At 71.8% G+C, this 26279-nt stretch carries 32 protein-coding genes; 26 read left to right on the top strand and 6 right to left on the bottom strand.

Annotated features, from left to right (window positions below; genetic code table 11):
- The first annotated feature begins 3 nt into the window (after positions 1 to 3).
- The gene (locus tag LY41_RS15000; protein ID WP_253864648.1) at positions 4 to 1533 is read left to right on the top strand and encodes a TRAP transporter large permease; all 1530 of its coding nucleotides are present in this window, start codon (positions 4 to 6) and stop codon (positions 1531 to 1533) included.
- A gap of 3 nt (positions 1534 to 1536) precedes the next feature.
- Here the strand turns inward: LY41_RS15000 and LY41_RS15005 are convergent, their stop codons facing one another.
- Positions 1537 to 2028 (bottom strand): hypothetical protein, encoded by a 492-nt coding sequence (locus tag LY41_RS15005; protein WP_253864649.1) that lies wholly within the window; start codon positions 2026 to 2028, stop codon positions 1537 to 1539.
- Positions 2029 to 2218: 190 nt separating this feature from the next.
- On the opposite strand from LY41_RS15005, the gene LY41_RS15010 reads away from it, so the two are divergent.
- On the top strand, positions 2219 to 2926 hold the full coding sequence (locus LY41_RS15010; protein ID WP_253864650.1) for an MBL fold metallo-hydrolase: 708 nt from the start codon (positions 2219 to 2221) through the stop codon (positions 2924 to 2926).
- A 24-nt stretch (positions 2927 to 2950) separates the two neighbouring features.
- On the opposite strand, the gene LY41_RS15015 is transcribed toward LY41_RS15010, so the two are convergent.
- Together LY41_RS15015 and LY41_RS15020 are read right to left on the bottom strand one after the other, a co-directional pair.
- Positions 2951 to 3349, bottom strand: coding sequence for a pyridoxamine 5'-phosphate oxidase family protein (locus LY41_RS15015; RefSeq protein WP_253864651.1), 399 nt, complete (start codon positions 3347 to 3349; stop codon positions 2951 to 2953).
- Positions 3350 to 3450: 101 nt separating this feature from the next.
- Positions 3451 to 4236: an IclR family transcriptional regulator gene (locus LY41_RS15020; protein ID WP_253864652.1), complete on the bottom strand. Its 786-nt coding sequence runs from the start codon at positions 4234 to 4236 to the stop codon at positions 3451 to 3453.
- Positions 4237 to 4276: 40 nt separating this feature from the next.
- Here LY41_RS15020 and LY41_RS15025 point away from each other — a divergent pair, with 40 nt between their 5' ends.
- Entirely contained in the window at positions 4277 to 5194 is a 918-nt protein-coding gene (locus LY41_RS15025; protein ID WP_253864653.1) for an acetaldehyde dehydrogenase (acetylating), read from the top strand.
- The gene (dmpG, locus tag LY41_RS15030; RefSeq protein WP_253864654.1) at positions 5191 to 6234 is read left to right on the top strand and encodes a 4-hydroxy-2-oxovalerate aldolase; all 1044 of its coding nucleotides are present in this window, start codon (positions 5191 to 5193) and stop codon (positions 6232 to 6234) included. Before LY41_RS15025 ends, dmpG begins: the two co-directional genes overlap by 4 nt.
- A gap of 12 nt (positions 6235 to 6246) precedes the next feature.
- On the opposite strand, the gene LY41_RS15035 is transcribed toward dmpG, so the two are convergent.
- Positions 6247 to 6858: a TetR/AcrR family transcriptional regulator gene (locus tag LY41_RS15035; protein WP_253864655.1), complete on the bottom strand. Its 612-nt coding sequence runs from the start codon at positions 6856 to 6858 to the stop codon at positions 6247 to 6249.
- Positions 6859 to 6946: 88 nt separating this feature from the next.
- Between LY41_RS15035 and LY41_RS15040 the strand changes: the two genes are divergently transcribed.
- From LY41_RS15040 to LY41_RS15050, 3 genes are all read left to right on the top strand, one after another.
- A complete protein-coding gene (locus tag LY41_RS15040) occupies positions 6947 to 7906 on the top strand; it encodes an oxygenase MpaB family protein (RefSeq protein WP_253864656.1) in 960 nt (319 codons plus the stop codon).
- Positions 7907 to 8000: 94 nt separating this feature from the next.
- On the top strand, positions 8001 to 9020 hold the full coding sequence (locus LY41_RS15045; protein WP_253864657.1) for an LLM class F420-dependent oxidoreductase: 1020 nt from the start codon (positions 8001 to 8003) through the stop codon (positions 9018 to 9020).
- Positions 9021 to 9096: 76 nt separating this feature from the next.
- Positions 9097 to 10437 (top strand): MFS transporter, encoded by a 1341-nt coding sequence (locus tag LY41_RS15050; RefSeq protein ID WP_253864658.1) that lies wholly within the window; start codon positions 9097 to 9099, stop codon positions 10435 to 10437.
- A gap of 97 nt (positions 10438 to 10534) precedes the next feature.
- On the opposite strand, the gene LY41_RS15055 is transcribed toward LY41_RS15050, so the two are convergent.
- Both LY41_RS15055 and mrf read right to left on the bottom strand, forming a co-directional pair.
- A complete protein-coding gene (locus LY41_RS15055) occupies positions 10535 to 10798 on the bottom strand; it encodes a type B 50S ribosomal protein L31 (protein ID WP_253864659.1) in 264 nt (87 codons plus the stop codon).
- Positions 10795 to 12048, bottom strand: coding sequence for a ribosome hibernation factor-recruiting GTPase MRF (mrf, locus tag LY41_RS15060; protein WP_253864660.1), 1254 nt, complete (start codon positions 12046 to 12048; stop codon positions 10795 to 10797). Before mrf ends, LY41_RS15055 begins: the two co-directional genes overlap by 4 nt.
- 50 nt (positions 12049 to 12098) lie before the next feature.
- Here mrf and rpmB point away from each other — a divergent pair, with 50 nt between their 5' ends.
- The 19 genes from rpmB to LY41_RS15150 all read left to right on the top strand — a co-directional run bounded on the left by rpmB (position 12099) and on the right by LY41_RS15150 (position 26038).
- Positions 12099 to 12335: a 50S ribosomal protein L28 gene (rpmB, locus tag LY41_RS15065; protein ID WP_253865041.1), complete on the top strand. Its 237-nt coding sequence runs from the start codon at positions 12099 to 12101 to the stop codon at positions 12333 to 12335.
- Positions 12335 to 12502, top strand: a complete 168-nt coding sequence (rpmG, locus tag LY41_RS15070) for a 50S ribosomal protein L33 (protein WP_253864661.1) — start codon at positions 12335 to 12337, stop codon at positions 12500 to 12502. The genes rpmB and rpmG overlap by 1 nt, the downstream gene beginning before the upstream one ends.
- Positions 12503 to 12582: 80 nt before the next feature.
- Positions 12583 to 12708, top strand: a complete 126-nt coding sequence (locus LY41_RS23665; protein ID WP_301297158.1) for an uS14 family ribosomal protein — start codon at positions 12583 to 12585, stop codon at positions 12706 to 12708.
- Positions 12709 to 12718: 10 nt separating this feature from the next.
- Entirely contained in the window at positions 12719 to 12946 is a 228-nt protein-coding gene (rpsR, locus tag LY41_RS15075; RefSeq protein WP_253864662.1) for a 30S ribosomal protein S18, read from the top strand.
- A gap of 59 nt (positions 12947 to 13005) precedes the next feature.
- The gene (locus LY41_RS15080; RefSeq protein WP_253864663.1) at positions 13006 to 13458 is read left to right on the top strand and encodes an ankyrin repeat domain-containing protein; all 453 of its coding nucleotides are present in this window, start codon (positions 13006 to 13008) and stop codon (positions 13456 to 13458) included.
- Between the two features lie 39 nt (positions 13459 to 13497).
- Positions 13498 to 14745 (top strand): uroporphyrinogen-III C-methyltransferase, encoded by a 1248-nt coding sequence (gene cobA / locus LY41_RS15085; RefSeq protein WP_253864664.1) that lies wholly within the window; start codon positions 13498 to 13500, stop codon positions 14743 to 14745.
- A 618-nt stretch (positions 14746 to 15363) separates the two neighbouring features.
- Positions 15364 to 16125: a DeoR/GlpR family DNA-binding transcription regulator gene (locus LY41_RS15090; protein WP_253864665.1), complete on the top strand. Its 762-nt coding sequence runs from the start codon at positions 15364 to 15366 to the stop codon at positions 16123 to 16125.
- Positions 16122 to 17066, top strand: coding sequence for a 1-phosphofructokinase (pfkB, locus tag LY41_RS15095; RefSeq protein WP_253864666.1), 945 nt, complete (start codon positions 16122 to 16124; stop codon positions 17064 to 17066). Before LY41_RS15090 ends, pfkB begins: the two co-directional genes overlap by 4 nt.
- Before the next feature lies 1 nt (position 17067).
- Positions 17068 to 17520 carry a PTS sugar transporter subunit IIA gene (locus tag LY41_RS15100; RefSeq protein ID WP_253864667.1) on the top strand — a complete coding sequence of 151 codons (453 nt, stop codon included), beginning with the start codon at positions 17068 to 17070 and terminating at the stop codon, positions 17518 to 17520.
- Positions 17517 to 19067 (top strand): PTS fructose transporter subunit IIC, encoded by a 1551-nt coding sequence (locus LY41_RS15105; RefSeq protein WP_253864668.1) that lies wholly within the window; start codon positions 17517 to 17519, stop codon positions 19065 to 19067. The genes LY41_RS15100 and LY41_RS15105 overlap by 4 nt, the downstream gene beginning before the upstream one ends.
- A gap of 21 nt (positions 19068 to 19088) precedes the next feature.
- Entirely contained in the window at positions 19089 to 19358 is a 270-nt protein-coding gene (locus LY41_RS15110) for an HPr family phosphocarrier protein (protein ID WP_253864669.1), read from the top strand.
- Between the two features lie 153 nt (positions 19359 to 19511).
- A complete protein-coding gene (locus LY41_RS15115) occupies positions 19512 to 20411 on the top strand; it encodes a crotonase/enoyl-CoA hydratase family protein (protein WP_253864670.1) in 900 nt (299 codons plus the stop codon).
- 140 nt (positions 20412 to 20551) lie between these two features.
- Complete coding sequence (locus LY41_RS15120; protein ID WP_308292266.1) at positions 20552 to 22204, top strand: AMP-binding protein; 1653 nt, start codon at positions 20552 to 20554, stop codon at positions 22202 to 22204.
- Between the two features lie 120 nt (positions 22205 to 22324).
- Positions 22325 to 22555, top strand: a complete 231-nt coding sequence (locus LY41_RS15125; protein WP_253864671.1) for a hypothetical protein — start codon at positions 22325 to 22327, stop codon at positions 22553 to 22555.
- Between the two features lie 284 nt (positions 22556 to 22839).
- Positions 22840 to 23412 carry a cardiolipin synthase ClsA gene (gene clsA / locus LY41_RS15130; RefSeq protein WP_253865043.1) on the top strand — a complete coding sequence of 191 codons (573 nt, stop codon included), beginning with the start codon at positions 22840 to 22842 and terminating at the stop codon, positions 23410 to 23412.
- A 119-nt stretch (positions 23413 to 23531) separates the two neighbouring features.
- Positions 23532 to 23924, top strand: a complete 393-nt coding sequence (gene gcvH, locus LY41_RS15135; protein WP_253864672.1) for a glycine cleavage system protein GcvH — start codon at positions 23532 to 23534, stop codon at positions 23922 to 23924.
- Positions 23925 to 24061: 137 nt separating this feature from the next.
- Positions 24062 to 24514, top strand: a complete 453-nt coding sequence (garA, locus tag LY41_RS15140) for a glycogen accumulation regulator GarA (RefSeq protein WP_253864673.1) — start codon at positions 24062 to 24064, stop codon at positions 24512 to 24514.
- Complete coding sequence (gene ftsR, locus LY41_RS15145; protein ID WP_253864674.1) at positions 24511 to 25272, top strand: transcriptional regulator FtsR; 762 nt, start codon at positions 24511 to 24513, stop codon at positions 25270 to 25272. Before garA ends, ftsR begins: the two co-directional genes overlap by 4 nt.
- 292 nt (positions 25273 to 25564) lie before the next feature.
- Positions 25565 to 26038 carry a bifunctional nuclease family protein gene (locus LY41_RS15150; protein ID WP_253864675.1) on the top strand — a complete coding sequence of 158 codons (474 nt, stop codon included), beginning with the start codon at positions 25565 to 25567 and terminating at the stop codon, positions 26036 to 26038.
- Positions 26039 to 26279: the final 241 nt, after the last annotated feature.

A 26279-nucleotide genomic window follows, 5' to 3' on the forward strand; every position in this document is an offset into this window, starting at 1 on the left:
AGCGTGCCGGAATCGACCGGAGCCGCAGGCGTGGACGAGACGTCGGCTGCGGCCGCGGCGCACGACGGCGAGGGCGCACATCCGGCAGGCACGGCCACGTTCGGCGCGGTGTGGCTCACCCGCGTGCTCGTCGGGCTCACGGCGCTGGCGTGCCTCGTGGTCGTTTTCGGGCCGTTCACGCGGGAGAGCGTCGGCGCCGCGGCGATCGTGCTCATGCTGCTGCTGATCGCGGTGCGCGTTCCCATCGGCATCGCGCTGGCGGCACCGGGCGTGCTGGGGCTGTTCGGGCTGCACGGTCCCAGGGCGATGGAGACCGTGCTGTCGCGGCTGCCCTACGAGACCGTGGCAAGCTGGGAGTTCAGCGTCATCCCGATGTTCGTGTTCATGGGCCTGCTGCTCTGGAAGTCGGGGGTCACCGAGCGGCTGTACTCCTCGGCGCGCGCACTGGTCGGCCGGTTGCCGGGCGGGCTCGCCATCGGCACCACCGGTGCGGGCGCGGGACTCGCGGCGGTCAGCGGCTCGACCGTGGGCAGCATCCAGGCGCTCGCGCGCATCGGCGTGCCCGAGATGCTGCGCAGCGGCTACGACAAGCGGCTCGCCGTCGGTTCGGTGATCATGGCGGGACTGCCGGGCCAGATCATCCCGCCCAGCGTGTTCCTCGTGATCTACGCCGGCCTGGCGCAGGTGCCGGTCGGTCCGCAGCTCATGGCGGGCATCGTGCCGGGCGCAGCGCTGGCGTTGTGTTTCGCGCTGACGATCGTCGTGTTGTGCACGGCCAAGCGGGACCTCGTCGCCCGTTCCGGGACCGGCGGGGACGCGGCGCCGGCCTCGGCGGCGGAGAAGGGGCGTGCGCTGCTGGCCATGTGGCCGCTGCCGGTGCTCGTCGCCATGGTCCTCGGCGGCATGTACACGGGCCTGGTCACCGTGACCGAGGCCGGCGCGGCCGGAGCCCTGGCCGCGCTGCTGCTGGCGTTCGGCTACGCCGGCAGCGGGCGGCGGTTGGCCACGATCGCCGCTGCGGCCACGGAGACGTTGAAGAGCTTGGGGACGGTGTTCTTCCTGTTCGTCGGTGCGATGGCGCTGTCGCAGCTGCTGGCCGTTTCCGGAATCGGGCCGGGGTTCGCTGACTGGGTCGTCTCCGCCGAACTCGGCCGGGTCGAGTTCCTGCTCGTCGTGATCGTGGCCTACCTCGTCCTGGGCACGTTCATGGATCCGCTGTCGATCCTGCTGCTGACCGTGCCGCTGTTGATGCCGGTACTCGCCGGGCTGGGCATTTCGCCGTTGTGGTTCGGTGTCTTCGTGGTGATCCTCGCCGAAACGGCGATCGTCACCCCGCCGGTCGGCGTGCTGGCGTTCATCGTGCACGGAATCGTGAAGGACCCCGCGGTGAACCTGGGACACCGGATCACGATCGGCGACATCTTCCGCGGCATCGGCTGGTTCCTGCCCGCGATCGTCGTCCTGTGCCTCGTGCTCATCGCCGCGCCCGGGATCGCGACGATGCTGCCGGAACAGATGATCGCCACGGAATGAGTCCTACACCCCGCGGGGCACCGTGCACCGGACCTGAGCCAGTCCCGTCTCGTCACGGGTCACCGCTCGTTGCCGGGCCACGACGGCGCCGTCGACGGTGATGCGGCACTGCACGGCGGGCCGGCCCGCCTGCTTGCTCGCCGCGGCGACCTGGATGCCGAGATGCCCCTCGCTGTCCGCCGGTTCGGTGAAGGAGTGCTCGAACGGCTCGCCGCCCAGGGCCACCTCGCTGCCGCGGCCGTCGCGGACGACACGCATGAGTGTGTCGTCCGGTCCGGACACGTGGATGCGCACCGTGTGCGGGCGGGCGGTGTCCGTGGGCTCGGGGGAGGACGTGGGGGCGGGGGAGTGGTGCGGATCGGCGTGCGACGGAGCAGGCGGTGAAGCGTGGGTGGCGGCCTCGTCGGCACCGGGCTCGAGCGCTGCGCTGGCCGCGCCGGTGAGCAGAATCGCGATGCCCACTGCCACGCCGGCGGTGGCACGTCCGATACGCATGGGCCCTCCTCGCCGGCGGATTCAGGTCCGGGGATTGTCGCATCCGTGACGGCCCGGCCACGTACTGCGTCCGTCGGTCTTTCCCGGCTCGGCCGCCGCGCCGGGAAAGGCCGCGCCGGTCCGCGGATCGGCACGGGTACCCGCCACTGCGGCGACGTGTCCGTACCCGGGGACCGGTAGCCTCCCGGCCATGTCCGATCGGCTGTACTTCCGCCAGTTGCTCGCGGGCAGGGACTTCGCCGCAGGCGATCCCGTCGCGAGCCAGATGCGCAACTTCGCCTACCTCATCGGTGACGCCGAGACCCGGGAGGCCGTGGTCGTCGACCCGGCCTATGCGGCCGGTGACCTGCTCGACACGCTGGCCGCCGACGACATGCGGCTGACCGGTGTGCTCGTCACGCACCACCACCCCGACCACGTGGGCGGCGACTTCATGGGCTTCTCGCTGCCCGGGCTGGCCGAACTGCTGGAACGCGAGCAGGTGCCGGTGCACGTGAGCGACGCCGAGGCCGAGTGGGTCCGGCGCACCACGGGCGTGTCCGACGACCTCGTCGCCCACGAGCACGACGCGCGGCTCGACGTCGGGGCCGTCGGCATCCGGCTGCTGCACACGCCCGGGCACACGCCGGGCAGCCAGTGCTTCCTCGTCGGCGACAAACTCGTCGCGGGCGACACGCTGTTCCTGGAGGGCTGCGGGCGCACGGACTTCCCCGGCGGGGATGCCGACGCGATGTATCACAGCCTGCAGGCGCTGGCGCAGCTGTCCGGTGACCCCGTCGTGCACCCGGGACACCTGTACTCGGCCGAGCCCTCGGCACCGCTGTCGGACGTCACCGAGAACAACTTCGTCTACCGCGCCTCGTCGCTGGAGCACTTCCGCGCCATGTTCGGCGGCTGAGCGCGCGGACGTGCGCCGGGGCGGTCAGCGCATGCCCAGCCTGCGGCCGAGCGTGATCTCGAGGACGACGCGCCGGGGGTTGGCCCGCGGCGTGCGGTACCGCTCGGCGTAGCGCCGCTCCGCCTCGGTCACCGCGTCCGCGTCGTCCCGGACGACGGCGCGGCCTTCGAGCGTCGACCACCGGCGGCCATCGGCCTGGGCGACGGCGACGGGGGCGCCGTCGGGTCCGGCGCGGCGGACGTTGCGGGCCTTGACACTGTCGCCGGAGCAGATGACCCGTGCGACGGCGAACTCCTCGTCGACGGTCACCCCCACGGGCACCACGTGCGGTGTGCCGTCGGCACGCGGCGTCGTCAGCGTCGCGATGTGGCGTTCGCGCCAGAACGCGGTCAGGTCGTCACTCGGCATGGGGGTGGGGGACATGCGACCACCCTAGGGGTACGGCGGGACGCGGCCGGGCCGGCCGTACGGCGCCTCGAGGGGTGCCGCCGGTCAGGGAAGCGGCTGGTGAGGGAAGCGGCGGGTCAGGGCAGCAGCCGGGACAGGGCCAGCGCGGCGGTGCGGACCGCGGGGGCGACGCGGTCGAGGCGCATCCGGTTCGTCCAGCCGGACAGCGACAGCGCGCCGGCGGCGGCACCGTCCGAGCCGAGCAGCGGTGCCCCGGCGCAGACCACGCCGACCCCGGATTCCTCCCGGTCGTAGGCGATCCCCTCGCGGGCGATCGTGGCCAGCTGGGACCGGAACAGCCCCGGCCCGGTCACGGTCCGCCGGCTGATCCGGGTCAGTCCGGACGTGATCACACTGTCCACAACGGACTCCGGGGAGAAGGCCAGGATCGCCTTGCCGACCGAGGTGGCGTGTGCGGGAAACCGCCCACCCACGCGAGAAGGCAGGGTGGGAGCGTCCGGGCCGTGGAGAATGTCGAGGTAGACCACCTCGGTGCCCTCCAGTACCGCCAGATGCGCGGTGTTGCGGGTCGCCTCGCGCAGGTCGGCAAGATGCGGCCGGGCCGCGTCGACCAGGCCCCGCTGGGCCACGGCGAGCTGGCCGATCTCGAACAGCGTCAGCGCGAGCCGCAGCCTGCCCCCGCCCACCGGTTCGAGCAGTCCCTCGTCGACGAGGTGGGCGGTGAGGCGGTGCGTGGTCGACTTCGGCACGCCCGTCCGGCGGGCCAGCTCGGACACGCCGAGTGCCTCGTCGCCCGGGCGGAACGCCGACAGCAGTGCGGCCACCCGGGTGGCCGTCGAGGCGGGTTCACCGGCCCCGTTCGGGGCGCGGGACACGCCGTCGTTCCGGTGAGCGGGACACATGCGTTGATCCTGGCGTATGCGGTGCCCCAGCGTCATCCCCATGAGCAGATCTCGAGCGGTGGCCGCGATCGTCGGCCCCGGCAACATCGGCACCGACCTGCTGGCGAAGCTGCAGCACAGCGAGCGGGTCGACGTGCGCCACATGGTGGGCGTCGACCCGGCCTCGGAAGGGCTGGCGCGCGCCGAGGCGCTCGGCGTGCAGGCCTCGGCAGGCGGTGTCGACTGGCTGCTGGCCCGGGACGAGACGCCGGACCTGGTGTTCGACGCGACGTCGGCGCAGGCGCACCTCGCCGCCGCGCCGCGCTATGCCGAGGCCGGCATCCGCGCGGTCGACCTGACCCCGGCGGCGACCGGTCCGTTCACGTGCCCGGTCGTGAACCTGCAGGAGCACCTCGACGCACCCGACGTGAACATGATCACCTGCGGCGGGCAGGCGACCATTCCGATCGTGCACGCGGTCAGCAGCGTCACCGCCGTGCCGTACGCGGAGATCGTGGCGTCGGTGTCGTCGCGATCGGCGGGGCCCGGCACGCGCGCCAACATCGACGAGTTCACCGAGACGACCGCCCGTGGCCTCGAAGTGGTCGGCGGTGCCGAACGCGGCAAGGCGATCATCATCATCAACCCGATGGACCCGCCGATGATCATGCGGGACACGGTGTTCTGCGCCCTCGACCCGGACGCCGACCGCGCGGCCGTCGCGCAGTCCATTCACGACACGGTCCGGCGGGTGCAGGAGTACGTGCCCGGCTACACACTCAAGGCCGAGCCGCAGTTCGACGACCCGCGCCCCGAGTGGAACGGCCGCGCCCGCGTGGGCGTGTTCCTGGAGGTGGCCGGTCACGGCGACTACCTGCCGACCTACGCCGGGAACCTGGACATCATGACCGCCGCGGCCGCGCGGGTCGGCGAACTCATGGCGGAGCGGATCCTCGAGACGAAGGCGGTGCACGCATGACGGACCCGGTCCGGATCGTCGACACGACCCTGCGCGACGGCAGCCACGCCATGGCGCACCGGTTCACCGAACAGCACGTGCGCGACACCGTGCGTGCGCTCGACGGCGCGGGGGTGTCGCTCGTGGAGGTCAGCCACGGCGACGGGCTCGGCGGGTCGACGTTCAACTACGGCTTCTCACTCGTCGACGAGCGCGCGCTGATCGCCGCCGCCGTGGAGGAGGCGCGGCAGGCCCGGATCGCGGTGCTGCTCCTGCCGGGGCTCGGCACGGTGACCGACCTGCGGGCCGCGGCGGAGCTCGGCGCGGGCGCGGTGCGCATCGCGACGCACTGCACCGAGGCCGACGTGTCGGTGCAGCACTTCACGGCAGCCAGGGCGCTCGGGCTGGAGACCGTCGGATTCCTGATGCTCTCGCACATGGCCGAGCCGGAGGCGTTGGCGAAGCAGGCGCGGATCATGGCCGACGCGGGCTGTCAGTGCGTGTACGTCGTCGACTCCGCGGGTGCGCTGATCCTGGAGGACGCCTCGGACCGCGTCGCGGCGATCGTGGCCGAACTCGGCGACGACGCGCAGGTCGGCTATCACGGGCACCAGAACCTCAGCTTCGGCGTGGCCAACTCGGTGCTGGCCCATCGTGCGGGCGCGCGGCAGATCGACGGGTCGCTCGTCGCGCTCGGCGCGGGCGCCGGCAACTCGCCGACCGAGGTGCTCGCCGCGACGTTCGACCGGCTCGGGGTCGGGACCGGCGTCGACAAGGATGCGCTGATGGATGCGGCGGAGAACGTCGTCAAGCCGTTCATCACGCGCCTGCCGGTGATGGACCGTTCGTCGATCGTGCAGGGATTCGGCGGCGTGTACTCGAGTTTCCTGCTGCACGCCGAACGTGCGGCCCAGCGGTACGGTGTGCCCGCGCACGAGATCCTCTACCGCGTCGGCGAGCGGCGCTACGTCGGCGGCCAGGAGGACATGATCATCGACATCGCCCTCGAACTCGTGGCGGAGAAACGGCCGGCCGAGCGTGAGGGTGCCGTCGGCGCGTGATCGGTGGTGCGGTCAGTTGTGCAGGGCGTCGATGCCGAGGACGAGCTTGACGCAGTGGGCCACGAGCCGGTCGCGGCCTACCTCGAGGGTTCCCTCGAGGTAGGCGGTGAACAGGTTGGCGAGTCCGCCCACCAGTGCGGTGGCGGTCATCGCGCGATCCTCCTCGTCGGCGCCCGCGGAGAGCTCGTCCCGCACGAGTGCGGCGAACATCGGGATGCGCTGCACCCCGCTGCGGATCAGTGCGGGGTGGGACAGCGGTGCCAGCAGCAGTACGCGGCCTTTGCGGGGGTCGTCGATGATCAGCTCGACGAAGGCGGTGACCGCGGCCTTCGCCCTGCCAGGGCGATCCTCGGCGGGCGCGGCCGCCACGGCGTCGACGAGGACGCGGTGGGCTTCGGCGGCCAGCGCGTCGTAGACGGCGACGATGAGTTCGTCGCGGTCGGTGAAGTTCTCGTAGAAGTAGCGTTCGGTGAGCCTGCTGTGGCGGCAGACCGCGCGCACGCTGAGGGCGGCACCGTCGTCGGAGCCGAGCAGGGTCAGCCCGGAGTCGAGCAGCTGCCGCCTACGGGCGGCCTTGCGGTCGGCCAGCGTCGTCCCTGCCCAGGTGCGGCTTTCGGCAGTCATGTGCACGTCCCTCGATTGACCACGAACGTTGTCGACCGTACCGTGAGCCACGAATGTGACAACGGCCGTGGTCAATTGGGAGTCGGCGATGACACAGAGTTCGCGATCCGCAGGCAGCGGCCCCGAACCGCTCGGGCCCGACTCTCTCACCTGGCGCATCTTCGGCGACTGGCGGGGACTGCTCATCGCGCTGTGGGCGGGCAGCATGCAGAACATGCACCCCGAACTCGGTGCCGGTGTCGAGGAGCACTCCCGGTTCTTCGACGAACGCTGGGAACGGCTGTTCCGCTCGCTGTACCCGATCGGCGGGGTGATCTACGACGGCCCGCGTGCCCACGCGACGGCACGCGAGGTGCGCGGCTATCACGACACGATCCACGGCACCGACAAGTTCGGCCGCCGCTACCACGCCCTCAATCCCGGCACGTTCTACTGGGCGCACGCGACGTTCTTCGTCAGCACGCTGATCATCGCCGAGAACTTCATGGGCGGGCTCACCGAGCCGCAGCGGCGGCAGTTGTTCGACGAGCACAAGCGCTGGTACCGGATGTACGGCATGTCCCTGCGGCCGGTGCCGGACACGTGGGAGGACTTCCAGGAGTACTGGGACCGCACGTGCCGCGAGGTGCTCGAGGACAACAAGGCCACCCGCGACGTCCTCGACCTCTCCCGGATCGGCAGGCCGCCGTTGCTGAGGTGGTTGCCGAGTCCGCTGTGGACACTCGTGCGGCCGCTGGTGCACCGGAGTTTCGTATGGCTCACGGTCGGCATGTACGACGCGGCGGTGCGCGAGCGGCTCGGCTACTCGTGGTCGCCGCGCGACGAGCGGCTGCACCGGCTGGTGGGCACAGCGATCGGGTTCGCGTTCCGCCTCGTACCCTGGCAGCGGCGGTACCATCCGAGAGCGAGGGCGGGCTGGCGGCGCGCGCTCGGCCTGGACCCGGCGGGAACCCCGGCCGTCGAAACACCGCCCCGGAACCTCCCGCCCGAGACCGAGCGCTCCCGGCCCGTCCACTACGTGCCCGCCGAACACCGGCCCACGGGCTGATCGGCGACCGGCCCGAACCCGACCGCGGCAGGCAAGACAGCGGAACCCGGGACAGCGGCATTCCGACGACAGCGCAGTTGAAGGAGAGTGCGACGTGAAGCTCGGTTACCACCTCGGCTACTGGTCGTCCGGTCCCCCGGACGGCGCGCTCGAGGCGATCACGACGGCCGAAGAGCTCGGGTTCGACTCGGTGTGGACGGCCGAGGGCTACGGGTCCGACGCGCTGACCCCGCTCGCCTGGTGGGGATCGGCGACCTCCCGCGTCACGCTCGGCACCGACATCGTCCAGATGTCGGCGCGCACGCCGACCGCCACGGCGATGGCCGCGCTCACCCTGGATCACCTCTCGGGCGGGCGGTTCGTCCTCGGGATCGGCGCGTCCGGCCCGCAGGTCGTCGAAGGCTGGTACGGCCAGCCGTACCCGAAACCCCTCGCCAGGACCCGCGAATACGTCGACATCGTGCGCCGGGTCGTCGCCCGCGAGGCGCCCGTGACCTACGACGGCAGGCAGTACCAATTGCCGTTGCAGGGCGGCACCGGTCTGGGCAAACCACTCAAATCCACGGTGCATCCGCTGCGGCCGCGCATCCCGATCCACCTCGCCGCCGAGGGGCCGAAGAACGTGGCCCTGTCGGCGGAGATCTGCGACGGCTGGCTGCCGCTGTTCTTCTCGCCGAAAACCGACGCGTTCTACCGCGCGGCCCTCGACGAGGGCTTCGCCGCCCGCGGCGGGCGGCCGGACGAGTTCGAGGTCGCCGCGTCGGTCCCGGTGATCGTGCACGACGACGTCGAAACCGCGGCGGCGATGATCAAGCCGTCGCTGGCGCTCTACATCGGCGGCATGGGCGCGAAGGAGGCCAACTTCCACCACGACGTGTTCGCGCGCATGGGCTACGCCCACGTCGCCGACGAGGTCCAGGAGCTGTACCTCGCGGGCCGCAAGGAGGAGGCCACCGCGGCGATCCCGACGGCACTGGTCGAGGACACGTCACTGATCGGCCCGCCCGCGAAGATCTGCGACGAGCTGCAGGCGTGGGAGGAGACGGTCGTGACCACGCTGCTCGTGCGCGGGGACGCCGCGATGCTGCGCCGCGTGGCCGACGCACTGTCCTGACCCGCCGGGGCCGCATTCGGGTGCCGCGGCGGGGGTGACACGATTCCTCTTCCACTCACCTTGTTCGAGGAGGAGCATGTCGGCACTGGGGACCAGGACTCGTCTCGGGTACTCGCTCGGGTCGTTCGCCACGGGTGCGTTCGGGACGGTGCCGGGTCTGCTGCTGCTGCCGTATCTCACCGACACGATGGCGGTGCCGGCCGCGCTGGCGGGGGCGATCGTGCTGCTGCCGAAGGCGTGGGACGTGCTGTTCAACCCCGTTGCGGGGCGCATCTCCGACAACGCCCTGCGCACGCACGGCAGCCGCAGGCCGTTCCTGCTCGTCGGCGGGCTGGTTCTGGCCGCGTGTTTCGCCGCGCTGTTCGCCGGTCCCGGACTGGGGTCGACGGCGGCGGACGCCGGCTACGTCGTGGTCGTGTTCTTCGTGTGCGCCACGGCGTTCGCGTTCTTCCAGGTGCCGTTCAACGCCCTGCCTGCGGAGCTGACCGAGGACTACGACGAGCGCACCCGGCTGACGACCTGGCGCATCGGCGTGCTGGCGCTGGCGATCCTCGTCTCCGGTGCGGTCGCACCGGCCATCGCGAGCGGGCTCGGCGGCACCCACGGGTATCGCGTGATGGGCGTGTTCGTCGGCGTGCTCATCGCGCTCGGCGCGGTCGCCGTCCACGCGGGCACGCGCGGTGCGCCCGTCGGCAGGCTGCGGGAGCCCACGCCGGGATGGCGCGAGCTGCTGGCCACCATGCGGGCCTGGCGCGCGTTCCGCTGGCTGCTGGCCGTCTACTTCCTCCAGGCGCTCGGCGTGGCCACACTGCTGGCCGGCGTCAACTACGTCGCGCGGTACGTACTCGGCGATCCCGGCCTGCAGTCGCTGCTCTTCGCCGGGTTCGTCGGCCCGGCGCTGCTGGTCATGCCCGTGTGGGACCGCATCAGCCGCCGTGGCGGCAAACTCGCCGGATTCCGGGTCTCGTCGGTGCTGCTGGCCGCGGCGCTCGGTGCTCTCGCCCTCTCCCCGGTGCTGGCGACCCCCGTGGTGTTCGTCTTCGTCGCGGTCGCCGGCGTCGGCTATGCCGGTATCCAGGTGTTCCCGCTGGCGATCCTGCCGGACCTGATCTCCGCGGAGGAGGAACGCACCGGTGCGACGCGCGCCGGGATCACCGCCGGGGTGTGGACCGCAGCCGAAACGCTCGGCCTCGCCGTCGGCCCCGGCGTGTTCGGACTCGTGCTGGCGCTCGGCGGATACGTCTCGAGCGCGGACTCGGTGGCCGCCCAGCCCGAGAGCGCGATCACGGCGATCACACTCGGGTTCTCCGCGCTGCCCGCCGTCGTGGTCGCGCTGGCGCTGCCGTTGCTGCGGCGCAGTGTGCTGGGCGACCGGCGGCCGGAAGCCGGCGCCACGAGCGGGGGAGGCGGCGCGTGACTCCGGCGTGAATTCCGGTGTGAATTCCGGTGTTTTCCGGCGTGACTCCCGGCACCGAGGACGTCCTCGGTGCCGGGAGTCACGGCTGCGGGAGGCTCTACCGTCCCCGCGCGGCCGGCGCGCTGCCGTAGCGACGGCGGAACTTCTCCACCTGCCCCGCGCTGTCCATGATCCGCTGCGTCCCTGTCCAGAAGGGATGCGAGGCGGAACTGATGTCCACGGTCACCAGCGGGTAGGTGTCGCCGTCCTCCCACTCGGTCGTGCGGTCCGAAGTGGCCGTGGACCGCGTCAGGAACCGGTCACCGGTGTTGGCGTCGTGGAAGACGACCGGGTGGTAGTCGGGATGGATGTCGGGTTTCATCGTTCCTCCTGTCGGATCGTCGGACGGTCGCCGGCGCTCGTGGGTTCGGCGGCGGCGGTGTCGTCGCAGGGCTCGTCGTGGCCCGTGCCGAACGGGTCCGGGTAGCCGTGCCAGCGGTCCGGCCCCGCGGCGAGCTCGTCGTCGGTGAGTAGCGCCCGGCGCAGTTCGTGGTCGATCAGAAGCGGATCGGCCCGGTGGGAGAGCACGGCGAGTTCCTGGACCCGGTCGCCCCACACCGGGTCCCACCGGAGCGCGGCGAGCGTGCGGCGTTCGGGGGAGACGTCCTCCCACGCGGGCGCGTGGGGCGAGTCCAGCCAGCAGCCGGCGAGCCGGATTCCGAGGCCGCCTCCCGCGGATTCGAGCCACAGGTGATCGTCCGGCCTGCCGGCCAGCCACACGCGGCCGCGGGTGCGGACGACACCCTCGAGCAGCACGTCCAGCGCGTCGTGCAGGCGCTGCGGGTGGAACGGGCGCTGTGCGGTGAACATCGTGAGCGTGACGCCGCAGTCCGCCTCGAGCGGCGGCTGTCCGGTCACCAGTGGGTCGTGCGGATCGCGCGGCGTTCCCCGGTGACCGTCGCCGGGTACGGCGCCGAGCAGCCGGTCGGTGCCGGTGCCGCACAGGTCCAACAGGGCGGCGCGGGGTGCCAGCCGCTGCAGGACCGCGCCGGTGCGCGCCGCGGTCCAGGCGTCGGGCGCCTCGCCTGCCAGCACGAGGACGTCGGCGAACTCCGCCTGGGCCACCGCCGCCTGGGCCAGGGTGCGGTCGTCGCCGGGCCCGGCGTGCAGACCGGCCTCGGCGAGTGGCGTATCGCCGGTGGCCGCCGCGAGCCAGGACGCCTGGTCGACGACCGTGACCACGGCCTCCACCGCGACGTCCTCGGTCACGGGTGTGTCGTCGACGAGGGCGGTGTGCAGTTCGTGGCACACGAGCTCGGGCTCCAAGGCCTCGTCCAGTTGCACGACGATGCGCTCGACCTCGGGCCGGCGGGACAGCCCGCGCAGCAGCGGCAGCAGGTCCCGCCGGAGGGTGCAGGACACGCAGCCGTGGTCGAGCGCCACGGTCTCGATGCGTTCTGCCGAGCCGAGGCGGACGCGGCGCCGGATGATGCCGTCGTCGGCGTGGCGCAGGTCGTGGTGGACGAGCGCAGTGGCCGGCGTGCCTGCGGTGAGCCGGTCGGCGAGTAGCCGGACCGGTGGCTCGCCGAGACCGGCGAGCAGAACCAGGGGTGTGCGGTGCGGGGCGAACATGTCGTACAGTGTAAATGAAAACGATTGTCAATACCAACAAGGGAGGGTCGATGTCGGCGATCTGCCAGGTCACCGGCCGCGCACCGGGCTACGGCACGCAGGTCTCGCACTCGCACCGGCGCACGGCGCGCCGCTGGGAACCGAACATCCAGCGCCGCCGCTACTGGGTTCCGGGTGAGAACCGCTGGGTGACACTGCGGGTCTCGGTCAAGGGCATGAAGACGATCGACAAGCGCGGGATCGACGCCGTCGTGGCGGACCTGCGCGCGCGAGGGGTGACGCTCTGATGGCGAGCACCACCGATGTGCGCCCGATCGTCAAGCTGCGCTCCACGGCGGGCACCGGCTACACGTACGTCACCCGCAAGAACCGGCGCAACGATCCCGACCGCCTGGTGCTGCGCAAGTACGACCCGGTGATGCGCGGGCACGTCGAGTTCCGGGAGGAGCGCTGACGAGTGACCATCGCGGAGCCCTCTACTCGTCGGCGCGACCGGGTGCGGGTGTCCCGCAAGACGCAGAGGAGCGCTGATGAGTGACCATCGCGGCATTTCCTGCTCGTCGGCGCGACCGGGTGCGGGTGTCCCGCAACGACACAGACCGGGCGCGGGAGATGGCACACCGGGGCGAACTGCCCGGCGTGAGCACGTCCGGCTGGTAGGAGGAGATCGGTGAAGCCCGCACCGCAGAAGCGTAGGCGGAATCTGCTGCGTGCCGAAGGCGTCGAGTACGTCGACTGGAAGGACACCGCGCTGCTGCGGAAGTTCCTGTCCGACCGCGGCAAGATCCGCGCCCGCCGGATCACCGGCCTGACCCCGGCGGAGCAGAAGGACGTGGCCCGGGCGATCAAGAACGCCCGCGAGATGGCACTGCTGCCGTACCCGGTCAAGAAGGGCTGAGGAAGGGTGGCACGTTCCGGTGCCGAGCGCGGCGGTCCGGAACGTGCCACCCTGGCCGCATGACGGAGCGGCATCCCGGCCCAGGGGCCGGCCGGATCGAGGCGGCCGGCGGGTCCCACACCGTCGGCACCGAGATCGACCCCGAACTGCTGGAACTCGCGACGCGGGTCTTCGACTTCGCCCGCCACGGCGACACCGACACGCTGGCCGCCTACGTGGATGCCGGGGTTCCGGTGAACCTGTCCAACGACAGCGGCGACACGCTGGTGATGCTCGCCGCATACCACGGTCACGCCGGCACCGTCACCGCGCTGCTGCGTCGCGGCGCCGACCCGGACCGGCTCAACGACCGGGGTCAGAGCCCCCTGGCAGGCGCCGTGTTCAAGGGCGAGGCGGACGTGGTGCGGGCGCTGCTCGACGGCGGAGCCGACCCGGAGGCCGGGCAACCGACCGCGGTGGAGACCGCGCGGACGTTCGGAGCAGAGGAACTGCTCACGTTGTTGAGGCCCTGAGCGCACGCGCCTGACAGGGCATGCGTCATGCTGACTGGCATGGCGCAGGAGGAGCACTACCTGGTCGGACTCGACCTCACCGGGCGGCGCGTGGTCGTCGTGGGCGGCGGTACCGTCGCTCAGCGGCGGCTGCCACGGCTGGTCAAGGCCGGGGCCGTCATCGAACTCGTGTCCCCGGACACCACCCCGTCGGTCGGAGCAATGGCGGACGAGGGCGAGATCACCTGGACCCGGCGGGAGTACACCGACGGCGATCTCGCCGACGCCTGGTACGCCCTGGCGTGCACGGACGACGCGGACGTCAACGCCGCCGTGTGCACCGAGGCCGACCGCAGGCGCACCTTCTGCGTCCGCGCCGATTCCGGGCCCGACGGCAGTGCCGTGACACCGGCGGTGGGTGACAACGACGGCGTGCTCGTGGGCGTGCTGTCCGGCGGTGAACCGCAGCGTTCCGCCGTCGTGCGCGACAGCCTCCTGGACGCGCTGCACTCCGGCGCCGCGGCGGATCCCGGTGCCGGGTACGGCCGGGACGCGGAGGCCGGCGACCGCCGCCCCGAAGCCGGGGTCGCGCTGGTCGGCGGCGGGCCCGGCGACGCCGAGCTGATCACCGTGCGCGGTCGCAGGCTGCTCGCGCGGGCCGATGTGGTCGTCGTCGACCGGCTCGCACCGCGCGAGCTGCTCGACGAACTGCCCCCGCACGTCGAGGTGATCGACGCGGCGAAGATCCCGTACGGCCGCGCGGCCAGTCAGGACGTCATCAACAGCGCGCTGATCGACAACGCGAAGGCGGGCAGGTTCGTCGTCCGCCTCAAAGGCGGCGACCCGTACGTGTTCGGCCGCGGTTTCGAGGAGCTGCTCGCCTGTGCGGAGGCCGGCGTGGCCGTGTCGGTCGTGCCCGGCATCACCAGCGCGTTCGCCGTCCCGGCACTGGCCGACGTGCCGGTGACGCATCGCGGTGTCACCCACGAGGTGGTCGTCGTGTCCGGGCACGTGCCCCCGGACCACGAGACGTCGCTGACCGACTGGGACGCGCTCGGCCGCATGCGGGGCACGATCGTGCTGATGATGGGTGTCGAGCGGATCGACCGGTTCGCCGACACGCTGATGAGCGCGGGCAGGCCCGCCGACACGCCGGTCGCGATGATCCAGGACGGCGCGATGCGCACCCAGAAGGTGCTGCGCTCGACGCTGAAGGAGGTCGGCGCCGATGCGGCCCGCGAGGGCATGCGCCCGCCCGCGGTGACGGTGATCGGCCCGGTCGTCGACCTCTTCGGCCGGGAGTCCTGACCGCGGCTTCCGTCGACGGCGTGGGCGGCTGACTCCGGAAGGCCCCCTGCCGGCGCTCGGCCACGGCACCGCGTTCCCCGCTGGGCCCGTCCACTGCACCCTGTTGTTCACGGTGCCCTGTTGGCCCGGGTGCCCTGTTGTTCCTGGCGCCTGTTGGTCCGGGTGCGCCGTTCCTTCGTCGCGCACCGCTCTTCGTGGCGCGCCGCTTTCACCGCGCCCTGTTCCCCGTGGTGCCTGTTCCTGCACCGCACCTGTTTTCCTGCACCTCACCCGTTTTTCCTTCGCCGCCCCCGTTTCCTTCACCGCGCCGGTTCCGGGCCTCCGCCGACGGTGACGCCACCGCGTCACGTCCCGACATCCGTCGGCCCGGGTCCGCTCCGGAATCCGCAACACGGCCCCCGGAATCCGCAACACGGGCCCCGGAGGCCGCAACACGGGCCCCGGAGGCCGCAACACGGGCTCCGGAATCCGCAACACGGGCCCCGGAGGCCGCAACACGGGCCCCGGAATCCGCAACACGGGGTCCGAGCGTGCACCCGTGCTCCTTTCCGGGGTTGACATGTGCCCGTAACCCACATATAACCAAGTAAATCAAAACAAACCGGCAAGGAAAGCCACATGTACGCACAGGAGCGTCAGCGGAAGATCGTCGAGCGAGCCCGGGCAGAGGGCCGTGCCGACGTGGCCGCGCTGTCCACCGACTTCGACGTCACCACGGAGACGGTGCGGCGGGACCTCACCGTTCTCGAACGGCAGGGCTTGCTCCGCCGCGTACACGGGGGCGCGATCCCGGTCGAGCGACTCGGGTTCGAGCCCGGCCTCGCCGACCGCGATGCGGTGCTGACCTCGGAGAAGGAACGCATCGCCAAGGCCGCGCTCGCGGAGCTGCCCGCCGAGGGCTCGGTCCTGCTCGACGCGGGCACCACGACAGCCCGGTTGGCCGAGATCCTGCCGAACGATCGCGAGCTGACCGTCGTCACCAACGCGGTGCCCCTCGTCGCGTCGCTGGCCGTCCGGCCGCAGGTCACCGTTCTGCTGCTGGGCGGGAAGGTCCGGGGCCGCACGATGGCCGCCGTCGAGGACTGGACGCTGCGCGCGCTGGCCGACATCTGCATCGACGTCGCCTTCCTCGGCACCAACGGCATGTCCGCGGACCGGGGCCTGACCACGCCCGACACCGGCGAGGCCGCGGTGAAGCGGGCGATGATCCACGCCGCGCGGCGGGTGGTGGTGCTGGCCGACCACACGAAGGCGGGCAACGACTACCTCGCGCGGTTCGGCGATCTGTCCGATGTGGATGTGATCGTCACCGACAGCGGACTGGACTCCGAACTGGGCGAGCAGCTCGCCGCCGCAGGACCCGAGGTGGTGCAAGCATGATCGTCACCATGACCCCCAACCCGAGCATCGATCACACCGTCGAGGTCGGGTCTTTGCACCGCGGCGAGGTGCTGCGCGCGCAGGGGTCGCATGTGGACCCCGGTGGCAAAGGGGTCAACGTGTCCCGTGCGCTCGCCGCCCACGGGCGCAAGACCGCCGCCGTCCTGCTCGCGGGTGGTGCCGAGGGCAACCGGCTCACCGAGCTGCTCGACACGCAGGGCGTGACCGTGCGGGCGGTCCCCGTGGCCGGGGGCACGCGCACCAACATCACACTCGCCGAGCCGGACGGCACGGTCACGAAGCTCAACCTGCCGGGGCCGGCGTGCGCCGACTCGGAACTGAGCGCTCTGCTCGAGGCCACGCTCGCCGCGTGCGGCCACGGCACCACCTGGGTCGCCGGCTGCGGCAGCCTGCCGCCGGGCGCCGCCGAGGACTGCTACGCGCGGCTGGTCACGACCGCGAGGGCCGCCGGTGTCCGGGTGGCCGTCGACTCGTCGGGGCCCGCGCTCGCCCGGAGCCTCGCCGCCGAACCCGATCTCGTCAAACCGAACCGGGAGGAGCTCGCGGCATGCGCGGGCATTCCGGTCCACACGCTCGGCGACGCCGCCCGCGCCGCCGAGGTGTTGCGGGCTCGCGGGGCGCGGACCGTGCTCGCGAGTCTCGGATCCGACGGCGCCGTGCTCGCCGACGAGCACGGCGCGGTCCACGGCGAGGCACCCGTCGAGGCCGCCCGCAGCAGCGTGGGCGCCGGTGACGCGTTGCTCGCCGGGTTCCTCGCCGCAGGAGGCGGCAGGGACGCGCTCCCCGCGGCGCTGGCATGGGGCGCCGCCGCCACCGGGCTCGCCGGCAGCCGGATGCCGACGCCAGCCGACGTCGACCGTGTCGGCGTCACGATTCACCCCGCGGTCGAGACCGGCCGCGCACTCGAGGAGGGCCGCTGACATGGCCGAACTGATCACCGCCGATTTCGTCGACCTCGACCTCAGCGCCGGCGAACGCGAGGGGGTGAACAGGGACCTCGCCCAGCGGCTCGCCGGAGCGGGCCGCGTCACCGACCTCGAGGGGTTCCTCGCCGACCTGCGCGAGCGCGAAGCCCAGATGCCCACCGGCATCGAGGGCGGCATCGGCATCCCGCACGCGCGGTCGGCGCACGTGACCGAGCCGACGCTCGGTTTCGGGCGCAGCACGTCCGGTGTGGACTTCGGCGCCGACGACGGCCCCGCACACCTGATCTTCCTGATCGCCGCGCCGGAAGGCGGTGGCGACGAGCACCTCAGCGTGCTCGGCGCGCTCGCCCGGCGCCTGATGCACCAGTCGTTCCGTCAATCGCTGCTCGACGCTCCCGACACGGAGGCCGTCGTGCGGCTCGTTCGCGAGGAGGTGCTCGGACAATGAAGTTCGTCGCCGTCACATCGTGCCCCACCGGCATCGCGCACACGTACATGGCCGCCGAGGCGCTCCAGCAGGCCGCGACGTCCGCCGGGCACGAGATCACCGTGGAGACGCAGGGGTCGGCGGGTTCGGCTCCGCTGGCCGCCGAGGACATCGCGGCCGCGGACGCGGTGGTGTTCGCCGCCGACGTCGACGTGCGCGACCGCGAGCGGTTCGCGGGCAAGCCACAGGTCACCGCGGGCGTCAAGACCGCGATCAACGATGCCGCCGCCCTCGTCGAACAGGCCGTGACGGCCGCCGAGTCCGGCGCGGCCCCCGCCGAGGCCACCGGTGAGGCCACCGGCGAGCCGGAACCGGCCGCCCCGGCTGCCTCGGATCCCGAATCGGAGAACAAGGCCGACGGGAACGCCGGGGCGGGCACGCGCCTGCGCCAGTGGCTGATGACCGGCGTGAGCTACATGATTCCGTTCGTCGCGGCGGGCGGCATTCTCATCGCCATCGCGTTCCTGGTCGGCGGCGCCGAGATCGCCGCCATCGTGGACGGCGGCGACTTCCGCGGCGTGCACTACGACGGCATCTCCGACCCGGCCGACCTCCTCGGCGAGGCGGGGATCGCCGGCGTGCTGTTCAAGGTCGGTTCCACGGCGTTCGACATGCTCGTCCCGATACTGTCCGGCTTCATCGCGTTCGGCATGGCCGACCGTCCCGGCCTCGCGCCGGGCATCGTCGGCGGGCTGCTCGCGAGCGCGATCGGTGCCGGGTTCCTCGGCGGCCTCGTGTCCGGTCTGCTGGCCGGTTTCGTCGTCATGGGGCTGAAGCGGATCAAGGTGCCGCGCGGCGTCGCCGGGGTGATGCCGGTCGTGGTGATCCCGCTCGTGGCGTCCTTCGTGATCGGCTTCCTGATGCTCGTGGTCGTCGGCGAACCGATCGCGGCCGCACAGAGCGGCATGACCGACTGGCTCGCCGGCCTCTCCGGTGGCACGGCGTGGCTGCTCGGCGGCCTGCTCGGCCTGATGATGGCCTTCGACACGGGCGGCCCGGTGAACAAGGTCGCCTACACGTTCGGCATCGCGGCACTGGCCAGCGGGGACACCGTGATCATGGCAGCGGTCATGGCCGCGGGCATGACGCCCCCGCTGGGGCTGGCACTCGCGACCGTCGTGCGCGGACGGCTGTTCACCCACGCGGAGCGCGACGCGGGCAAGGCCGGCTGGCTGCTCGGACTGTCGTTCATCACCGAGGGTGCCATCCCGTTCGCCGCGGCCGATCCGCTGCGCGTGATCCCGTCGTTGATGGCGGGCAGCGCCACGACCGGCGCTCTCGTCGTGGCGTTCGGCGCCACCTCGCCCGCGCCCCACGGTGGCATCTGGGTGGTCGGACTGGTCGGTTCGCCGCTGCTGTACCTCGTCGCCGTCGCCGCCGGGATGGTCGTCACCTGCGGCTGCGTGGTGGCGGCCAAGAGCCTCCTCGGCCGCCGCGAGCGGCAGGCCCGGCCGGACGTCGCGGCCGAGGCACCGGAAGACGGACTCATCGGCGCCCAGCAGGGGTAGCCGGAAGGGAAGGAGCACCCGATGATGGAACGTCACGTGACCGTGGGCTCGTCGGTGGGCCTGCACGCCAGGCCGGCTGCCGTCTTCGCCAAGGCGGCCGCGAGCCAGCCGGTGCCGGTGACGATCGGCAAGGCCGGTGCCGACCCCGTCGACGCGCGCAGCGTGCTGTCGGTGATCGGGCTCGGCGCGCGCAGCGGCGACGAGGTCGTCCTGAGCGCCGACGGACCCGACGCCGAACGTGTGCTCGACGAACTCGCCGAGGTCGTCGCCACCGATCACGACGGGTCGTGAGCGCGCGGGCCGGGTGGCGCCTCGTCACCCGGCCCGCGCCGCCCGGCCTCCGCTGTCCGGCCCGCGCCGCCGCCCCGGCCGCCGGGGCGGCGGCGCGCCGGTGCGGGGCGGGCCCTGTCGGCGACGTCCGGGGCGTGAGCGAGGATGACGGCCATGAACGCCGAGAACACCGCAGCGCCGTCCGAGAACGCAGGGCCATCCGAGAACGCAGCGCCATCCGAGAACGCACTGCCCGAGAATCCGGTCGCCTTCGACATCCGCCGTGACGGCCACGTCGCCGAGGTCACGCTCCTCGGCCCCGCCAAGGGTAACGCGATGGGACCGGACTTCTGGCGCGAACTGCCGCTGGTCTTCCGCGCGCTCGACGCCGACCCCGAGGTGCGGGCGATCGTGCTGGCCGGCAGCGGCAAGCACTTCTCGTACGGCCTCGACCTGAACGCCATGCTGCCCGGGTGGAGCGAGTTCCTCGCCGGCGACGCCCAGGCGGGTCCGCGCACCCGGTTCCTCGACGAGGTGCGGACGATGCAGGACGCCGTCAGCACAGTGGCCAAGTGCCGGACCCCGGTGGTCGCCGCCGTGTCCGGCTGGTGCATCGGCGGCGGCGTCGACCTCATCGCGGGTGCCGACATCCGGCTGGCCAGTGCCGACGCACAGTTCAGTGTGCGCGAGGTCAAGGTCGCGATCGTCGCCGACATCGGCAGCCTGCAGCGCCTCGGCGGCATCATCGGGGAAGGGCACCTGCGGGAGCTCGCGCTCACCGGCAAGGACATCGACGCCGCCCGTGCCGAGAAGATGGGTCTCGTCAACGACGTGTACCCCGACCGGGACGCGCTGCTGACCGCCGCCCGGGAGCTCGCCGCCGAACTCGCGGCGAACCCTCCGCTGGTCGTGCGGGGCATCAAGGACGTACTGTCCATGGGCACCGAGCAGCAGGTCGACGCCGGGCTGCGGTACGTGTCGGCGTGGAACGCGGCGTTCCTGCCCAGCAAGGATCTCGGTGAGGCGGTGCAGGCGTTCCTGGAGAAGCGCCCGCCCCACTTCACCGGCGAGTAGCGCCCGGCAGCAGGTAACGGCGAGCGAGGAGAAGCACGAACGTGAGCAACGAGGCCCACACAGCCGATACGGCCCGCACAGTCCACACCTCCCACCCGAACGCGGGGCACGACGAGTTCCGGCGGGCCCGGGACTTCCTGGTGTCGGCCCGTGAGGACTACGACGCGGCTCGTGAGGGGTTTTCCTGGCCCGAGCTGACCGAGTTCAACTGGGCGCTCGACTGGTTCGACCGCGTGGCGGCCGATCCGGTCACCGCTGAGCGCTACGCGCTGTGGATCGTGGAGGAGGACGGCACCGAGGGCCGGTGGACGTATCCGGAGCTGGCGCGGCGCTCCAACCAGGTGGCGAACTGGCTGCGTGCCCAGGGCGTGCAGCGTGGTGACCGGCTGATCCTCATGCTCGGCAACCAGGTCGAGCTGTGGGAGACGATCCTCGCCGCGATCAAGCTCGGGGCCGTGCTCATCCCGGCGACGACGCTGCTGGGTCCCGCCGATCTGCGTGACCGGGTGGACCGGGGACACGCCCGGCACGTCGTGGCGCGCTCGGCCGATGCGGAGAAGTTCGCCGACGTGCCCGGCGACTACACGCGCATCGCCGTCGGGGAGCCGACGGGTGGCTGGCTCCCGTACGCCGACGCCTACTCGGCCGACGGCGCGTTCACCCCGGACGGCGCGACGCAGGCCACCGATCCGCTGCTGTTGTACTTCACGTCCGGTACGACGGCGCAGCCGAAGCTGGTGCAGCACACGCACGTGTCGTATCCGGCGGGACATCTGTCGACGATGTACTGGATCGGCCTCGAACCCGGCGACGTGCACCTCAACGTCGCGTCGCCGGGTTGGGCGAAGCACGCGTGGAGCAACGTGTTCGCGCCGTGGAACGCCGAGGCCACCGTGTTCCTGTACAACTACACGCGCTTCGACGCCGACGCCCTGCTGGCGCAGCTGGAGCGATGCGGCGTCACGAGCTTCTGCGCCCCGCCGACGGTCTGGCGGATGCTCATCCAGGCCGACCTGAGTGCGCTGCCGACGCCGCCGACGAAGGTCGTCGGTGCGGGCGAGCCGCTGAACCCGGAGGTCATCGAGCAGGTGCGGACCGCGTGGGGCGTGACCATCCGCGACGGTTTCGGCCAGACCGAGACCACGGTGCAGATCGCCAACACCCCGGGGCAGAAGGTCAAGCCGGGTTCGATGGGGCGGGCGGTGCCGGGCTTCGACGTCGTGCTGGTCGACCCGGCCAGCGGCGAGCCGGCCACGGAGGGCGAGCTGTGTCTCGACCTGTCGCAGCGGCCGACCGGCCTGATGGTCGGGTACGCGGGCGACGAGGACCGCACGGCCACGGCGTTCGAGGGTGGCTATTACCACACCGGAGACGTCGGAGCGATCGACGAGGACGGCTACATCACCTACGTCGGCCGCACCGACGACGTCTTCAAGGCCTCGGACTACCGCATCTCGCCGTTCGAGCTGGAGAGTGTGCTGCTGGAGCACGAGGCGGTCGCCGAGGCGGCCGTCGTGCCCGCTCAGGATCCGATCCGCCTGGCGGTGCCGAAGGCGTACGTCGTGCTGACCTCCGGGCACGCTCCCGACGGTGCGACGGCCGAGCGCATCCTCGCGTTCTGCCGCGAGCACCTTGCGCCGTACAAGCGGGTGCGCAGGCTCGAGTTCGCCGAGTTGCCGAAGACGATCTCCGGCAAGATCCGCCGGGTCGAGCTGCGCGGCAAGGAGAACGACGCCGCGGAGCGGCCGGCAGGGGAGTTCCGCGACGAGGATTTCCCGGGGCTGAAGGGCTGAAGGGCTGAAGGGGCGGCAGGCCTGCAGGCGAGTCCATTGTGGATCGCGTGCGGGCCGCGGACGGGTGAATCGTGCGGCAGCCCGTTAACGTCCCCGCGGATCGTGCCGATAATCCCGGTGATGAACGACAGTGAGCAACGTAGCGCCGAGCTTTCCACTGCGCCACCGCGGCACGCGGCGGCGCCACCGACGACCCCGTGCACCGTCGTGTGGAGTCAGGGCAGGCCGTACGTGCTCGAGAACAGCACCGGTCGACCGCGGTGGATGGGCACGGACCGGCGTGGTCGGCCGCTCGCCCTCACCCGGGACGAGCTGTGCCGTCGCGGCTGGAGCTATCACCGCGCCCGCTGACCACGGTCGCGTCCCGCCGGCCTGTGACTCGATACGGTGAGTGGGTGAATGAGTCGGCGGGGTCGAGGCAGTGCGCGGGTCGCAGCGGCGGAAACGGACCGCCGGACGAGACGGCCGGTACGGACGCTGCGGGGGGAACGGACGCTGCGGGGGGAACGGACGCTGCGGGGGCCGGGGACACGCCGACGGGCAGGGACACGGCGACGGGCGGCCGTGAGCGGGGCCCGGCCGTGAGAGCCGCTGCCGGTGGCAGGGGCGGTCCGTCCGTCCTGCGGCAGGCGTTCATGCTGCCGAACCTGCTGTCGATACTGCGGCTCGCCGGCGTGCCGGTGTTCCTGTGGTTGCTGCTCGGCCCCCATGCGGACGGCTGGGCGCTGGCGATCCTCGTGTTCAGCGGGCTCACCGACTGGCTCGACGGCAAACTCGCCCGTTGGCTGAACCAGATGAGCCGCCTGGGGCAGCTCCTCGATCCGGCCGCCGACCGGCTCTACATCGTCGCCACGCTGGTGGCGTTCCTGCTGCGCGACATCGTCCCGTGGTGGGCCGTCGCGGTGCTGCTGGTGCGGGAGGGCGCCGCGGCGCTCTGTGTGCTGGTCCTGCGGTACAACCGGTTCGAGCCACCCGTCGTCACCTACGTCGGCAAGGGCGCCACGTTCGTCCTGATGTATGCCTTCCCGCTGTTGCTTCTCGTCCAGGGTGAGTCGACCGCGGCCGCGATCGCGGCGCCGCTGGCCTACGCGTTCACGATCTGGGGCGGCGTGCTCTACGTCTGGTCCGGCGTGCTGTACGTCGTGCAGACCGGGCTGGCGGTCGCGCGCGACCGCCGCGCCGGCGGGTCGGACGCGACAGCGGGCTGAGCGGAGCACAGGCCCGCCCGCCGGGGCGGCCGGGCGTGTGGTTCGGCCTGACGCGATCGCAGCGTCGTGCGACGATTCCTCTCGTTCGTGGCCATGAGGGGAGTGAAAGGGGAACGGCCTTGGCTGCACAGTCCACGCCGGAGGAGCTGCGCTACACCGAGGACCACGAATGGGTCGCCGAGCGCGGTGACGGTGTCGTGCGGGTGGGCATCACCGAGTACGCCCAGGACCAGCTGGGTGACGTCGTGTTCGTCGACCTGCCGGATCCCGGCGGCGAAACGGCGGCGGGCGAGACCGTCGGCGAGGTCGAATCGACCAAGAGCGTGTCCGAGATCTACGCCCCGCTGGACGGCGAGATCGTCGCCGTCAATGCCGCGGTCGTCGCCACCCCGGAGCTGATCAACGGCGACCCCTACGGCGAAGGCTGGCTCGTCGAGCTCGAGGTGTCCGATCCGGCCACCCTCGACGGGTTGCTCGACGCCGAGGCGTACCAGCGACTGACCGGGAGTTGATCGGGGAGCCCGGGCATTGCGCGCGGCCGCCCGCGCGGTACGTTGAGGCGCACCAGGTTTCATGGCCGCCTGCGGTTTCGCGATCACGGGCGGTGAGGGACCAAGCGACAGACTGTCAGTGCGTAAGGAGAGCTCAGGTGAGCACGAACGACGGGCCCGAGATTCCCCCGGAGGGAGCTCCGGAGAAGACCTCCGTGTTCCGGGCGGACTTCCTGTCGGAAGGGGAGGGGCAGGAGGCGCCGGCGGCCGAGTCGCAGGAGGCCGGCGTTGACGCGCTGCCCGCGGGTTCGGCGTTGCTGGTGGTCAAGCGGGGCCCGAACGCGGGTTCGCGATTCCTGCTCGACCGCGACACGACGAGCGCGGGCCGCCACCCCGACAGCGACATCTTCCTGGACGACGTCACCGTTTCCCGGCGGCACGCGGAGTTCCGCCGCGAGGGCGGTTCGTTCGTCGTGATCGACGTCGGCAGCCTCAACGGCACGTACGTCAACCGTGAGCCGGTCGACCAGGCGGTCCTCGCCGGCGGTGACGAAGTGCAGATCGGCAAGTTCCGTCTGGTGTTCCTGACCGGAGGCCAGGGGGCGCAGTGACGGCTGCCGGACGGCAACCACGCGAGGGGTTGAGCATCGGGGCCGTACTGGCGCACCTGCGCAAGGACTTTCCCGGGGTGACGATCTCGAAGATCAGGTTCCTCGAATCCGAGGGCCTGGTCCGGCCTGCTCGCACGCCGTCCGGCTACCGTCAGTTCACCACGGCCGATGTCGAGCGGCTCCGGTTCGTCCTGACGGCGCAACGTGATCATTATCTGCCACTGAAGGTCATCAAGGAGCAGCTCGACGACGCGGACCGTGGTGCGGCTCCGGTGCCGACGTCCGATCCGCAGCCGGGACTCCGCCCGCCGCGGCGGCTGGTTCCGCTCGATGCTCCGGAATCCGGTGCGCCGGCGCCGACGGCGGACGAGTTCGCCGTCGGCGCCGTGTCCCGGTTGACCCACGAGCAGCTACTGGCCGAGGCGGAGATCGATGAGGCGTTGCTGTCCGAACTGGTCCAGTACGGACTGATCCGGCCCGCCGCAGGCGGGTTCTACGATGCCGATGCGGCGACCATCGCGAAGACGGCCGCCGCGATGGGGGCGTTCGGCATCGAACCACGGCACCTGCGGGCGCTGCGCGTCTCGGCCGATCGCGAGGTCGGGCTGCTCGAACAGGTGGTGGCTCCGGTGTACCGGAGTCGTGACGAGGGCGCCCGTGAACGCGGCGACGAACTCGTTCGCGAGCTGGCGGCCCTGTCGGTCACGCTGCACACGTTGCTGGTGAAGGCGGGGATCCGGGGGATGTCCCACGGGTGAGGCCGCGGCGGCGTCTCCGCCCCGGCATTCGGGGGTCCGGGGCGCTCGGACGGAGCAGTGCGGCAGGTCGTGGCCTCAGCAGCCGGGTGGCGAAACTTCGGTGCAGTCCCCGGGATGACGTACGGTTGAAGGCGGGCTCGAAGAGACCGGGCCGGCGAGAGTGAGAAGCGAGCACAGTGCACCGATGGCGGGTAGCGTCGGCGGTGTCCGCGTGGAGTCCGCGTGGGCCGGCCGAACAGCTGATCCACCGGGGAGCGCTGCAGCCCGCGCGCAGAGAGGGAGGCGAAGCCCGATGAGCGAGATGCGCGTCGTCGGCGTCCGGGTCGAGCTGCCCGCGAACCAGCCGATCTTGTTGCTGCGGGAGACGGACGGCGAGCGGTACCTGCCGATCTGGATCGGCTCGGTGGAGGCGACCGCGATCGCCTTGGAACAGCAGGGCGTGCGGCCTGCCCGTCCGCTGACTCACGATCTGCTCAAGGACGTCATCGCCGGTCTCGGCCGGGAGCTCGAGCAGGTGGTCATCACCGATCTGGAGGAGAGCACCTTCTTCGCCGAGCTCGTGTTCGACGGTGATGTGCGGGTGTCCGCGCGGCCCAGCGACTCCGTCGCGCTCGCTCTCCGCATGGGTGTGCCGATCCATGCGGAGGAAGGCGTGCTCGACGAGGCCGGCCTGATCATCCCGGACGAGCAGGAGGACGAGGTCGAGAAGTTCCGCGAGTTCCTCGACTCGGTCTCACCGGAGGACTTCCGCGGCGCCGACACGTAGCTGCCGGCCGGATGCCCGGTACCTCGGCGGCACGTTCCTCCGCATGCACCGGAGTCTCCTCATGGGTGGAGAAGCGTGTGCCGAAGCCGGCGATCGGGTAATCGGGTCGAGATGTCGTCACCGCGCCCGCGCGTCGCGTTGACCGCCCCGTGAGGCAGGCATACCGTTCGTAGAGCGACGAAACGCGCCGTGGCCGGCGACCGGGCCGCACGGGCGTCGGTCGTACCGGTCGGCCCGCCCG

The sequence above is a fragment of the Prauserella halophila genome (genome assembly GCF_024171895.1).
GTDB classification, from domain to species: domain Bacteria; phylum Actinomycetota; class Actinomycetes; order Mycobacteriales; family Pseudonocardiaceae; genus Prauserella; species Prauserella halophila.